11 protein-coding genes and 1 pseudogene are annotated in these 11,847 nt (G+C 74.3%); 4 read left to right on the plus strand and 8 right to left on the minus strand.

What is annotated here, in order from left to right:
• Positions 1-2,583 (minus strand): transglycosylase domain-containing protein, encoded by a 2,583-nt coding sequence (locus GD970_RS18030; RefSeq protein ID WP_152204290.1) that lies wholly within the window; start codon positions 2,581-2,583, stop codon positions 1-3.
• Positions 2,584-3,014: 431 nt separating this feature from the next.
• On the opposite strand from GD970_RS18030, the gene GD970_RS18035 reads away from it, so the two are divergent.
• The 3 genes from GD970_RS18035 (at position 3,015) to GD970_RS18040 (ending at position 4,061) form a co-directional block, all read left to right on the plus strand.
• On the plus strand, positions 3,015-3,353 hold the full coding sequence (locus tag GD970_RS18035) for a WhiB family transcriptional regulator (protein ID WP_152204291.1): 339 nt from the start codon (positions 3,015-3,017) through the stop codon (positions 3,351-3,353).
• Positions 3,354-3,441: 88 nt separating this feature from the next.
• Positions 3,442-3,606 carry a DUF4177 domain-containing protein gene (locus GD970_RS22345; RefSeq protein ID WP_226925441.1) on the plus strand — a complete coding sequence of 55 codons (165 nt, stop codon included), beginning with the start codon at positions 3,442-3,444 and terminating at the stop codon, positions 3,604-3,606.
• Entirely contained in the window at positions 3,603-4,061 is a 459-nt protein-coding gene (locus GD970_RS18040) for a RidA family protein (RefSeq protein WP_226925442.1), read from the plus strand. Before GD970_RS22345 ends, GD970_RS18040 begins: the two co-directional genes overlap by 4 nt.
• Positions 4,062-4,131: 70 nt before the next feature.
• Here the strand turns inward: GD970_RS18040 and GD970_RS18045 are convergent, their stop codons facing one another.
• Positions 4,132-4,821: a Crp/Fnr family transcriptional regulator gene (locus GD970_RS18045; RefSeq protein WP_152204293.1), complete on the minus strand. Its 690-nt coding sequence runs from the start codon at positions 4,819-4,821 to the stop codon at positions 4,132-4,134.
• 125 nt (positions 4,822-4,946) lie between these two features.
• Between GD970_RS18045 and nth the strand changes: the two genes are divergently transcribed.
• A complete protein-coding gene (gene nth, locus GD970_RS18050) occupies positions 4,947-5,663 on the plus strand; it encodes an endonuclease III (RefSeq protein WP_152204294.1) in 717 nt (238 codons plus the stop codon).
• 107 nt (positions 5,664-5,770) lie between these two features.
• On the opposite strand, the gene GD970_RS18055 is transcribed toward nth, so the two are convergent.
• From GD970_RS18055 to GD970_RS21800, 6 genes and pseudogenes are all read right to left on the minus strand, one after another.
• Positions 5,771-6,694 (minus strand): alpha/beta fold hydrolase, encoded by a 924-nt coding sequence (locus GD970_RS18055; protein WP_152204295.1) that lies wholly within the window; start codon positions 6,692-6,694, stop codon positions 5,771-5,773.
• A 30-nt stretch (positions 6,695-6,724) separates the two neighbouring features.
• Positions 6,725-7,048: a branched-chain amino acid transporter permease gene (locus tag GD970_RS18060; protein WP_152204296.1), complete on the minus strand. Its 324-nt coding sequence runs from the start codon at positions 7,046-7,048 to the stop codon at positions 6,725-6,727.
• Positions 7,041-7,859 (minus strand): AzlC family ABC transporter permease, encoded by an 819-nt coding sequence (locus tag GD970_RS18065; protein ID WP_152204297.1) that lies wholly within the window; start codon positions 7,857-7,859, stop codon positions 7,041-7,043. The genes GD970_RS18060 and GD970_RS18065 overlap by 8 nt, the downstream gene beginning before the upstream one ends.
• Before the next feature lie 330 nt (positions 7,860-8,189).
• Positions 8,190-10,181: an acetate--CoA ligase gene (gene acs, locus GD970_RS18070; protein WP_152204298.1), complete on the minus strand. Its 1,992-nt coding sequence runs from the start codon at positions 10,179-10,181 to the stop codon at positions 8,190-8,192.
• Between the two features lie 135 nt (positions 10,182-10,316).
• Positions 10,317-11,183 carry a hypothetical protein gene (locus GD970_RS18075; RefSeq protein ID WP_152204299.1) on the minus strand — a complete coding sequence of 289 codons (867 nt, stop codon included), beginning with the start codon at positions 11,181-11,183 and terminating at the stop codon, positions 10,317-10,319.
• Between the two features lie 83 nt (positions 11,184-11,266).
• A pseudogene (locus tag GD970_RS21800) lies at positions 11,267-11,847 on the minus strand (hypothetical protein); the annotation flags it as partial.

Genomic DNA, 11,847 nt, shown 5'->3' on the forward strand with positions numbered 1-11,847 from the left:
TCAGAAGCCCGGGGTCGCGGGGAACGTCGGGAACGGGTTCGACGGGAAGGCGTCCGGGAAGAGCCCCTGCGGGGCGGGCACCGTGGTCGGCGCCGGCCCGCCGCCGCCTCCGCCGCCTCCGCCGCCGTTCCCGCGGCCGTTCCCGTTCCCGGAGCTGCCCTTGCCGCTGTTGGCGTTGCCGCCGCTGTTGCCGGGCGCCTTGCCGTCGCCGCCGCCGTTCCCGCGGCCGTTGCCCGCCCCGGTGTTCCCGGAGGCCGCGGGCGCGGTCGCGGGCCCGGAGCTGGGCACGATGGTGACGGTGCTGCCCGGCGCCGCCTGCGCGCCGGCCGCCGGCGAGGTGCTCGCCACGCTGCCGGTGGGCCACTGCGAGGCGACCGGGGTGCCGACGGCCACCTGGAAGCCGTTCTGCGACAGGACCGCCTGCGCCTCGGCGACCGGGCGGCCGGTCACGTCGGGCACGGCCGTCTGCTTGGCCCCGGCCTGGGCGGGCGCCGCGCCGAACGGCTGGGGCGGGACGCCGTCGAGCGCGCGGGTCATGTACCGCTGGAAGGTCTCGGCCGGGTAGGACCCGCCGAAGACCCACTTGTTGAACTTGCCGTTGATGGTCGTGTTCATCATCGACACGTCGCCCGAGGCGTGCCCCATCCAGATCCCGGCGGCCAGCTGCGGGGTGTACCCGACGAACCACGCGTGGCTGTCGTCGTTGGCCGTGCCGGTCTTCCCGGCGGCCGGCCGGCCCGGCAGGACCGCCTTGCGTCCGGTGGAGAAGGGCTTGTCGGAGACCACGTCCTGCAGCGCGGAGTTCACCCCGTTGACCACGTTGGGCTCGAGGACCTTCTTGCAGTCCGACTTCGGCACGGGGATCTCGGTGCCGGAACGGTCGGTGACCTCGGTGATGGCGATCGGGGTGCAGTACGTGCCGCCGGCGGCGAGGGTCGCGAACGCGTTGGCCATGCCGAGCGGCGTGACGGTGTTCGTGCCGAGCACCGCGGAGGGGTTCGGCACCAGCGGGGAGCCGTCGCCGCGGGTGAGGCCCATGGAGGCGGCGTTGCCGATGATGCCGCACATGTCCATCTGGTTGGCCATCTTGATGTAGCTGAGGTTGATGGACAGTCGGGTGGCCTCGCGCACCGTCATCATCGGCGAGGTCGGGACGCCCTCGACGTTGGTGGCGTTGTTGTAGTTGTCGCGCAGCCTGGGGTTGCAGGAGATGTTCCAGGTGTTGCGCGGGAAGTTCCGCTGCGTCGAGCTGACCTTGTCGTCGAGGGAGTGACCGGTCTTCAGCCACTCGATGAGCGTGAAGACCTTGAACGTCGAGCCGGACTGGAACCCGAGGCCGCCGCCGTGCGAGAGGCCGACGTTGAGGTTCACCGCGGTGGCGTGGGGGTCCTCCGGCGTCGCGGCCGTGCCCCAGTTCGTCGTCTGCGCCATCGCGAGGATCTTGCCGGTGCCCGGCTCGACCGAGCTCATGGCCATGGTGACGCCGGAGGGGTCGTTGACCGGCACCGAGGCGGTGATCTCGTCGTGGGCCGCCTGCTGCTTCTTGGGGTCGAGCGTGGTCTTGATGGCCAGGCCGCCGCGGTAGAGCATCCGTGTGCGGTCGGCGCGGTCCTTGCCCCAGCCCTCGTTGTTGAGCAGGTCGTTGACGACGTACTCGCAGAAGTACGCGGCGTTGCCCGCCGCGCCGCACCCGTTGGGGGCGTTCTTGACGTGGAGCATGTCGGCGATCGGGACGGCCACCGCCTCGTCGTGCTCGGCCTGGGTGATGTAGCCCTGGTCGAGCATGAGCCCGAGGACGACGTCGCGGCGCTCCTGGGCCTTCTCCGGGTTGCGCACCGGGTCCCACTTCGCCGGCGACTGCGTGATGCCCGCGAGCAGCGCGGACTCCCCGATGCCCAGCTCGGCGGCGGGCTTGGAGAAGTAGTGCTGGGAGGCCGACTCCACCCCGTAGACCGAGGGGCCGAACTGGGCGATGTTGAGGTAGCCCTCGAGGATCTTGTCCTTGCTGACCTTCTGCTCGAGCCCGATGGCCAGGCGCGCCTCGCGCAGCTTGCGCCCGACGGAGGTCTCCGTCGCCTGGGCGATGGCCTCCTTGTCCCCCGAGACCCGGCCGGCCTCGATGAGCACGTTCTTGACGTACTGCTGGGTCAGCGTCGAGGCGCCCTCGAGCTGGCCGCCCGCGACGTTGTTGGCGAAGGCCCGCAGCATGCCCTCCGGGTCGATGCCACGGTGCTGGTAGAAGCGGCGGTCCTCGACGGCGACGACGGCGTGCTGCATCGGCGTGGAGACCTTGTCGAGGCCGACGACGATGCGGTTCTCGGCGAAGAACGTCGCGATCGGGGTGCCGTCCGCGGCGAGGATGACGCTCTGCTCGGACGGCTCGGGGATGGCCAGCTCGCTGGGCAGGTCGTCGAAGAGCTGCGTCGAGGCGGTGGTCACCGCGCCGACGGCGCCCGCGGCCGGCATCACCAGCCCGGCGGCGACGACGCCGCCGAGCCCGGCGACGAGCACGAACGTCAGCAGCATGATCAGCAGCTGCTTCGGCTTGACGGCACGGCCGGAGGGCGACGGAGCTGGCGACATGGGTTCAGGGTACGTGGACCCATCCCTCCTGGGCCGGTCGAGCGGGAGGCGTCCGGACGTGGCCTGCGCCGCGATCCGACGAGCAGTCCGTGGATACTCGGCTCCCGGCGCGTCGGCCCCGCCGCCGGGGGTGTCGACGACCCCTCGGGTCCGTGCGGCGGGGGCCGACGCCTGGCGGCCCCGGGCGTCGGGCCGCGGGCAAACCCCCAGGTCCTTGGGGGTAGGAACGGGCCTGGGCCCGGGCCTCTAGCACGCTTGCCCCCAACACTGACGGCTTAACACTCCGAAATTCGCCGGAGCCCTTCCGTGATCCGCCTCACAGGCTATAGCGTCACTCGTAGACAAAAACTGTCCGCCGACCACCGGACGGGAGAGACCCCGCGGCCGACCACCCGAGGGGCTCGTTGTCGACGGGACGCACAGGAGGAAGCATGTGGGACAACGAGGACCAGACGTGGGCGGCCGACGCGGCGTGCGCCAGCACCGAGCCCGACGCGCTGTTCGTGCGCGGCGCGGCGCAGCGGATCGCCCGCGAGCTGTGCTTCGGGTGCAAGGTCCGGATGGAGTGCCTGGCCGACGCGCTGAACTCGCAGACGAGCTTCGGCGTGTGGGGCGGGCTGACCGAGCGGGAGCGGCGGGCGCTGCTGCGGCGCTACCCGGAGGTCACCGACTGGTCGAGCTGGCTGCGTCGGGAGGACGACGAGCTCATCGCCGAGCTGCGCTCCCAGCGGGCCCCGCGCATCCTCGCGCGGATCCGCACGTCGGCCTGAGGTGGTTCCGGCGCCCGGCCGGGACCGACCGGTGGCGGTCGCGGCCCTGCGCCCAGGCGCGTCGTGGTGGCGCCCCTAGGATGACGCCATGACGACATGGGAGTACGCCACGATTCCGCTGCTGACGCACAACACCAAGGCGATCCTCGACCAGTGGGGCGAGGACGGCTGGGAGCTCGTCCAGGTCGTGCCCGGCCCGACCGGCTCGGCCAACCTGGTCGCCTACCTCAAGCGGCCCAAGGGCGAGCAGTGAGCGCCGCCGCCCGGCTCGACGAGCTCGGCCTGACCCTGCCCGCCGTGCCGGCGCCGGCTGGGGCGTACGTGCCCGCGCTGCGCCAGGGCGACCTGGTCTACACCTCCGGGCAGCTGCCCTTGGTCGACGGCGCGCTGCCGGTCACCGGGAAGGTCGGCGGCGCCGTCGACCCCGAGCGGGCCAAGGCGGCGGCCCGCACGTGCGCCCTCAACGCCATCGCCGCGGCCGCGGAGGCGGCCGGCGGCCTGGACAACATCGTCCGGGTCGTCAAGGTCACGGGCTTCGTGGCCTCCGAGCCGTCCTTCACCGGCCAGCCGGGCGTCATCAACGGTGCCTCGGAGCTGCTCGGGGAGGTCTTCGGCGACGCGGGCCGGCACGCCCGCTCCGCCGTCGGCGTCGCCGTGCTGCCGATGGACTCCCCGGTCGAGGTGGAGCTCGTCGTGGCCGTGCGCTGACGGCCGCGCAACGCAACGACGACGGCGCCCCCGCGGGGGCGCCGTCGTCGTGTGAGGGACGGTGCGGGCGTCAGCGGGCGCGACGCCGCAGCCGGTCGAGGTCGATCAGCAGCACCGCGCGGCCCTCCAGGCGGATCCAGCCGCGGGAGACGAACTCGGCCAGGGACTTGTTGACCGTCTCGCGGGAGGCGCCGACGAGCTGGGCGAGCTCCTCCTGGGTGAGGTCGTGCGGGACGTGGACGCCCTCGTCGGTGGTCTCGCCGAACCGGTCGGCGAGGTCCAGCAGCGCCTTGGCGACGCGGCCGGGGACGTCGGAGAAGACCAGGTCCGCCAGCGACTCGTTGGTCCGGCGCAGGCGCTGGGCCAGCGCCCGGAGCATGTGCTTGGCCAGGGACGGGCGGGTGTCGAGGAACTCCATGAGGTCGGAGTGGTTCAGCTCGAGCAGGCGGGTGGGGGCCACCGCCGTCGCCGTCGTCGAGCGCGGGCCCGGGTCGAAGAGGGTCAGCTCACCGAGCAGCTCGCCCGGGCCCAGGACGGCGAGGAGGTTCTCGCGGCCGTCGGGCGCGGTGTGGCCGAGCTTCACCTTGCCGTCGGTGACGATGTACAGCCGGTCGCCCGGGTCGCCCTCGTTGAAGAGGGTCTCGCCCCGACGCAACGACGTCTCGCTCATGAGGCCGCGCAGCTCTGCCTGGTCCTGCTCGTCCAGCGCGTCGAAGAGCGGCACGGTGCCGATTACGTTTTGTTCCACGGTGCGTCCCATCGTCCGGGGGCAAACTCACGATCGCACGCCGGGCCAGCGGCCCACGTGCCCGGGCCCATCCTGCCACCCCCGGTGAGATCAGGCACAGGACACCTGTCGGCCGGGTCTCGCCCTACGCTGGCCCCATGACTCCCGCCCGCCGCCCCCACGTGGCCCGGCCGCGGTCGCTCAAGGCCGCGCGCGAGCGGGCCATGGCGGTCGACGAGCTGCTGGCCCAGGCATGGCCGGACGCCCACATCGAGCTGGACTTCACCACGCCGCTGGAGCTGCTCGTGGCGACCGTGCTCTCGGCCCAGACCACCGACGTCCGCGTCAACCAGGTGACGCCGGCGCTGTTCGCGGCCTATCCCGACGCGGCCGCCTACGCCGGTGCGCGCCGCGAGGACCTCGAGGAGATCCTGCGCCCGCTGGGGTTCTTCCGGTCCAAGGCGGCGGCCGTGCAGGGCATCGGCGCGGCCCTCGTCGAGCGCTTCGGGGGCGAGGTGCCGGACAGCCTCGACGAGCTCGTGACGCTGCCCGGGGTGGGCCGCAAGACGGCGAACGTCGTGCTGGGCAACGCGTTCGGCATCCCGGGGATCACCGTAGACACCCACGTCGGACGTCTGGCCCGCCGGCTGGGCTGGACCGACCAGAAGGACCCGGTCAAGGTCGAGGCGCGCATCGCCGAGCTGCTCCCGCCCGAGGAGTGGACGATGGCGTGCCACCGGCTGATCTTCCACGGCCGGCGCGTCTGCCACTCCCGCCGGCCGGCGTGCGGGGCGTGCGTGGTCGCCGAGCTGTGCCCGTCCTACGGGGAGGGCGAGACCGACCCGGAGCGGGCGCGGGCCCTGGTCACCGGCTGAACGCGGCACCGACGGCGGCCCCCGGGCCCGTCGTCGGCCGACCCGCAGCTCGCGGCCGTCGTCCGCCACCGCCTGACCGCCCGGCCGTGCGTGCGTGCGCCAGGTGATCAGCGGGGCGAGGGCACCTCGGCGGCGAGGAAGTCCAGGAGCAGCTCGGTGACCTCCTCGGGCGCCTCCTCCGGGAGGAAGTGCCCGGCGCCCGGCGCGACGTGCTGGCGCAGCGGGCCGGCGACGTAGCGGTGGTCGCGGCCGAAGGTCCGCCCCGGCAGCAGCCGGTCCTGCGCGCCGCGGATGCTGAGCACCGGCACCTGCACGGGCCGGCGGACGGCGGCCAGGTAGCGCCGTCCGTCGGTGCGGGGCGTGGCGCGCACCAGCCAGCGGAAGTGCTCCATGGCGCTGTGCGCGGCGAAGGGCAGGCGCATCGCCTCGGTGTAGAGGTCCGCCTGCGACGTCGCCCCGTCGTTGCCCGGCGCCGACCACTCCCGCAGCACGTCGCGCACCAGGGTGCCCTCGCGCACCGCCCGCTCGGGGAACCAGGGCACCTGGAACCGGGCGAGGGTGGTCAGGGCGCGCAGCGGCATGCGGTTGCCCACCCGGTGCAGCGGCAGCGGGTGCGGGTTGGCGAGGACGGCGACGGCGCGGGTCAGGCGCGGGGCGAGGGAGGGCATCGACCACGCCACCGTGCCGCCGAAGCCGTGCCCGACGACCACGGCGCTCGCCGCGCCCAGGGACCGGATCACCCCGGCGACGTCGCGGGCGAAGACCCCGGTCTCGTGCCGGTGCGGGGGCTTGTCGGAGCCGCCGAAGCCGCGCAGGTCCATGGCCGCCACCTGGTAGCCGGCCGCCGCCAGCGCGGGGATCTGGTGGCGCCAGGACCACCAGAACTGCGGAAAGGCGTGCAGCAGGACGACGAGCGGGCGGTGCGCCGAGGGCTCACCCGCCAGCACCACGTGGAACTGGGCGCCGTTGGCGGGCACGTTGCGGTGCTCCCACGGTCCGGGGATGAGCACGCAGCTGGGATCGGCAACCACGCCTGGCACCGTATCGGGTATCGGAGGGTGTCAGAGCAGAGCCAGCACCGCCATGTAGGTGCCCGTGCCGCCCACGATGCTCAGCAGGGCGTTGCGCCGCCACAAATGCAGCGCCGCGGTGACGACGACGCCGGCGAGCTCGGGCAGCCCGTGCGGGGCGGCGGTCAGGTCCACCGACGAGAGGGTGTAGACCACGAGGATCGCCATGACGCCCAGCGGCATGGTCCGGCCCAGGAACGACACGAGCGCGGAGTCGCGCACCCGGCGCAGCGCGAGGAACGGCGCCAGCCGGAGGGCGTAGGTGACGGCGAAGATCACCAGGAGCGTGAGCAGGATGTGGTCGGGGCTAGGCATCCTGGTCCTCCCGGGGGCGGGCGCCGCCGTCGCGGACGGGGCGTGTGCCGGGCTCGGCGGGCGCGGTGGCCAGGTGGTGCTCGCCGGTTGCGGCGGGGGCGGCGCGGCGCCTGGTGCCGAGCGCGAAGCGCGCGATGAGCACCAGGACGAACGCCGTCAGCGCGATGACGAGCATGCTGCCCGGGGCGACCACCAGCGCCAGCGCCGCGCACGCCAGCGCGACGAGCAGGGTGGGCAGGTCCGGGGCGGCGCGGAAGGCGTCGATGGTGAGCACGACGAACAGGGCGGTCAGGGCGAAGCCCAGCCCCTCGGCGTCCAGCCCCAGGCGCGCCCCGAGCAGGGCGCCGGCGGTGGAGCCGGTGAGCCAGTACAGGTGGCAGATCACCTGGGTGGCGAGCACCCGCGTGCCGGTGAGCCCCTGCTGGGGCTTGGTGGCCAGGAGCGCGTACGCCTCGTCGGTCAGGGCGTGGACGCCGTACAGCCGCCCGAGGGCGGAGCGGATCTTCAGCAGCGGGAAGCTCAGCCCGTAGAAGACGTGCCGGAAGTTGACGAAGAAGGTGGTCGCGGCCACCTGCGCCAGCCCGACCCCGCCGGTCACCAGGCCGATGGCGAGGAACTCCATCGAGCCGGCGTAGATGAGCACGGAGAAGACCGGCGCCCACCACCACGCCAGGCCGCTGGTGGCGAGGAGCACCCCGAAGGCGGCGCCGAGCGGGAGGTAGCCCATGCCGACGCCGACGGTGTCCCGCGCGGCGAGCGCCACCTCGTGGCGCCGGTCCGGGCGCGCGGCGGCGGAGGGGGCGGCGGGCATGCTCCCAGGCTAAGCCGGGCGGCGGGGGCCGAAGGTCCGCGGGCCGGTCAGGGTCCGGATGCCGGGATGCTGCCGGGGACGCTGGGCCGGGCACCTTCGTGAGGTGCCGCACGGACGCCGGGCGGGCACCTTCGTGAGCGGTGCCGCACGGGCAGGTGCGCCTCAGAACGAGCCAGCGGTGTACTTCCGTCAGGCAATGCCTGACGGAAGTACACCGCTGGCTGGGCAGCGGAGCGGGTCCGGGACGGCGCGGGCAGGCGCACCGGCGGGGCCCCGCCGGGACGGCCCGGGCAGGCGCACCGGCGCGGGCGCCGCCGCGCCCGTCCGGTGCTACCGCTGCATGCCCTTGCTGATCTGGTCCATGACGCTCGAGTCCGCCAGCGTGGTGACGTCGCCGGCCTCGCGGCCCTCGGCGATGTCGCGCAGCAGGCGGCGCATGATCTTGCCCGAGCGGGTCTTGGGCAGCTCGGCCACCACGAGGATGGACCGGGGCTTGGCGATCGGGCCGATCTCCTTGGCCACGTGGTTGCGCAGCTCGGCGACGACGTCCGCGCCCTCGCCGGCCTCGTCGGCCCGCTCGATGGCGTCGGCGCGCAGGATGACGAACGCCACGACCGCCTGGCCGGTGGTGTCGTCCTTGGCCCCGACGACCGCCGCCTCGGCCACGATCGGGTGGGAGACGAGCGCGGACTCGATCTCGGTGGTCGACAGGCGGTGGCCCGAGACGTTCATGACGTCGTCCACCCGCCCGAGCAGCCAGATGTCGCCGTCGTCGTCCTTCTTCGCGCCGTCCCCGGCGAAGTACATGCCCTCGAAGCGGGACCAGTACGTGTCGTAGAAGCGCTGCGGGTCGCCCCAGATGCCGCGCAGCATCGCCGGCCACGGCTGGGTGAGCACGAGGTACCCGCCGCCGCCGTTGGGCACCGGCTGGCCGCGCTCGTCGAGCACCTCGGCGCTGATGCCGGGCAGCGGCACCTGGGCCGAGCCGGGCTTGGCGGCGGTGACGCCGGGCAGCGGGGAGATCATGATCGCGCCGGTCTCGGTCTGCCACCAGGTGTCCACCACCGGGGTGCGGTCGGCGCCGATGGTGCGCCGGTACCACATCCACGCCTCCGGGTTGATGGGCTCGCCGACCGAGCCGAGCACCCGCAGCGAGGACAGGTCGTGCTTGCCGGGGTACTCCGCGCCCCACTTCATGCACGTGCGGATGGCGGTGGGGGCGGTGTAGAGGATGGAGACCTTGTACTTCTCGACGAGGTCCCACCAGCGGTCCTTGCCGGGGGTGTCCGGGGTGCCCTCGTAGAGGACCTGGGTGGCGCCGTTGACCAGCGGGCCGTAGGTGACGTAGCTGTGCCCGGTGACCCAGCCGATGTCGGCGGTGCACCAGTACACGTCGGTCTCGGGCTTGAGGTCGAAGACGTACTTGTGGGTGAAGGCGCACTGGGCGAGGTAGCCGCCGGTGGTGTGGAGGATGCCCTTCGGCTTCCCGGTGGTGCCGGAGGTGTAGAGGATGAACAGCGGGTGCTCGGCCTCGACGTCGACCGGGGTGTGCTCCGGGGAGGCGGCGGCCAGGGCGTCGGCCCAGCGCACGTCGCGTCCCTCGGTCCACGGCACCTCCTGGCCGGTGCGCTCGACGACGAGGACGTGCTCGACCGGGGTGCCCTTGGCCAGCGCCTCGTCCACGGCGGGCTTGAGGGCGCTGGCCTTGCCGCGCCGGTAGCCGCCGTCGGCGGTGATGACGACGCGGGCCTCGGCGTCGTTGATGCGGCTGTGCAGCGCCTCGGCGGAGAAGCCGCCGAAGACCACCGAGTGCGGGGCGCCGATCCGGGCGCAGGCGAGCATCGCGATGACCGCCTCGGGGATCATCGGCAGGTAGATCGCCACCCGGTCCCCGGTGCGCACCCCCAGGGCCTCCAGGGCGTTGGCCGCCCGGGAGACCTGCTCCTTGAGGTCGGCGTAGGTGATGGTGCGGGTGTCGCCGGGCTCGCCCTCGAAGTGGAGGGCCACCCGGTCGCCGTGGCCGGCCTCGACGTGCCGGTCGACGGCGTTGTAGGCGGCGTTGAGCCGGCCGTCGCCGAACCAGCGCGCAACGGGGGCGGCGGAGAAGTCAAGGACCTCCGTGAAGTCCTCCGACCAGGTCAGCAGCTCGCGCGCCTGCTCGGCCCAGAAGCCCTCACGGTCCGCCGCCGCCCGCTCGTACAGGTCGGGCCGGGCGTTGGCCTGGGCGGCGAACTCCTCGCTGGGCGGGAAGGACCGCTCCTCGCGCAGCAGGTTCTCCAGCCCGCCCTCGGGCGTCGCAGCAGTGGTCTCGTGCTGGGACATCTGTGTCCTCCCTGTCATCGGTGGCCCGCTACCAGTGTGCACTGGCTCACATCGCTTCAGGGCAACATATCGAACCGGTGGCCCTCACCCGCACCCGGGCGGGTCCGCTCGCGCTGTGCGCGAACACGGCCTGGGTCAGCGCACCCCGTGGCGCGCCCCGCCCTGGCCGAGGTCGCGGCGGGCAGCCTCGCGCCGGCCGCGTTCCTCGGCCCGCCCCAGGCGCCGGGCGCCGTGGGAGACCACGCCGACCAGGACGAGCGTGAGACCGGCCTGGGCCAGCCGGCCGCTCGGGCCGTCGGCGAGCAGGTGGTGCGCCACGTTGCCGCCGAGGTCGCCCTGGCTGCGGACCTGGTCCAGGACCGGGGCGAGGGCGTCCGCCGTCGGGCCGGGCAGGAGCACGAACGCCGCCCCGGCGAGGAGCACCAGGGCCCCGACCACCAGGGCGCCGAGGGAGGACCAGCGGGCCGCCAGGAGAACGACGGCGAGCACGAGCAGCCCGCAGACGAGCTCGACGACGGCGGCCGGCGCGAGGGTGCCGGTGGCCCAGGGGCTGTCCTCGCCCAGCGTGAGGCGGGCGCCGGCGTCGGCGACGAGGTACCAGGCGACCGGCGCGAGCAGCAGGGTCACGACGAGCGCCCACACGTGCGCCGCCGCCCGCGAGCGCGGCCGCGCCTCGCTGGCCCCGGCGAGGGCGACGTCGGCGGGGTCGGGGGCCTCCTGCCACCGGGGCCGCAGCCCGGGCACGGTGTCCTCCCGGGGCGCCGGGAAGGCGGACGTGGGCGGCTCGGGGTGCTGGTGCGCGGGCGCCGCCGGCTCCGCCGTGGGCTGCGCGGCGGGCTCGTCCTGCCCGGCGGGGGGCTCGTCGAGGCGGCCGAGCAGGCGCTGGCGGCGCACCGCGGTGGACTCGAGGTCGTCGACGTCGTGGGGGCGTGCCCGCCGGCCGGGGGCGGTGACGGGATCCGCGGAGCCGGGGTGGTCCGGGCTGGTCTCAGGCGTGGTCACGGGGCCTCCTCGGGGTCCCCGTCACGGTATCCGGACGTGCGACGTCGCAGATGGGCGCCGCGCCGGGACCGCCCGGGCCGGGGTCAGGCGGCCACGAGCGCCAGCTCGGCCCGCTCGAGCCGCCGGCCCGACCGGCGGGCCCAGTGTGCGGCCGCGGCGCCGAGCACGACGACGACGCCGACCAGGAGCAGCTCGCCGGTGCCGAGCGCCGAGACGACGGTGACGGTGCCGATCACCGGCCACAGCAGGTTCAGCAGCCACTCCTGGCCCAGGGTCGCCAGCGCCGCGGCGGCCGTGGGGAGCAGGTACATCAGCCATCCGGCCAGCTGCGGGCCCAGGGAGGACCACGCCGCCAGCGCGAGGACCACGACCAGCAGGAGGCAGGCGAGCAGCAGCCACGGCTCGCGCCAGGGGTGGGCCCCGCCGGTGAGCGACAGGGTGAGGCTGAGGTCGTTGGCCGCCCGGCCGAGCAGCCAGATCGTCGGCGGCGTCAGCGCGAGCGCGAAGAACGTGCTCAGCGCGTGCGCGGCCAGCCGGGTGCGCGGCGGCAGCGGCGGCGCGGGCACGGCGGCGACGTCCGCGTCGTCCCTCCGGGCGGTCGCCGGGCGGGCCAGCGCCCGCTCCTGACCGCGGCCGGCCCGCCGGGCCAGGTGCGCGGCGAGCG

The sequence above is a fragment of the Georgenia thermotolerans genome (assembly GCF_009193185.1).
Lineage (GTDB): Bacteria > Actinomycetota > Actinomycetes > Actinomycetales > Actinomycetaceae > Georgenia > Georgenia thermotolerans.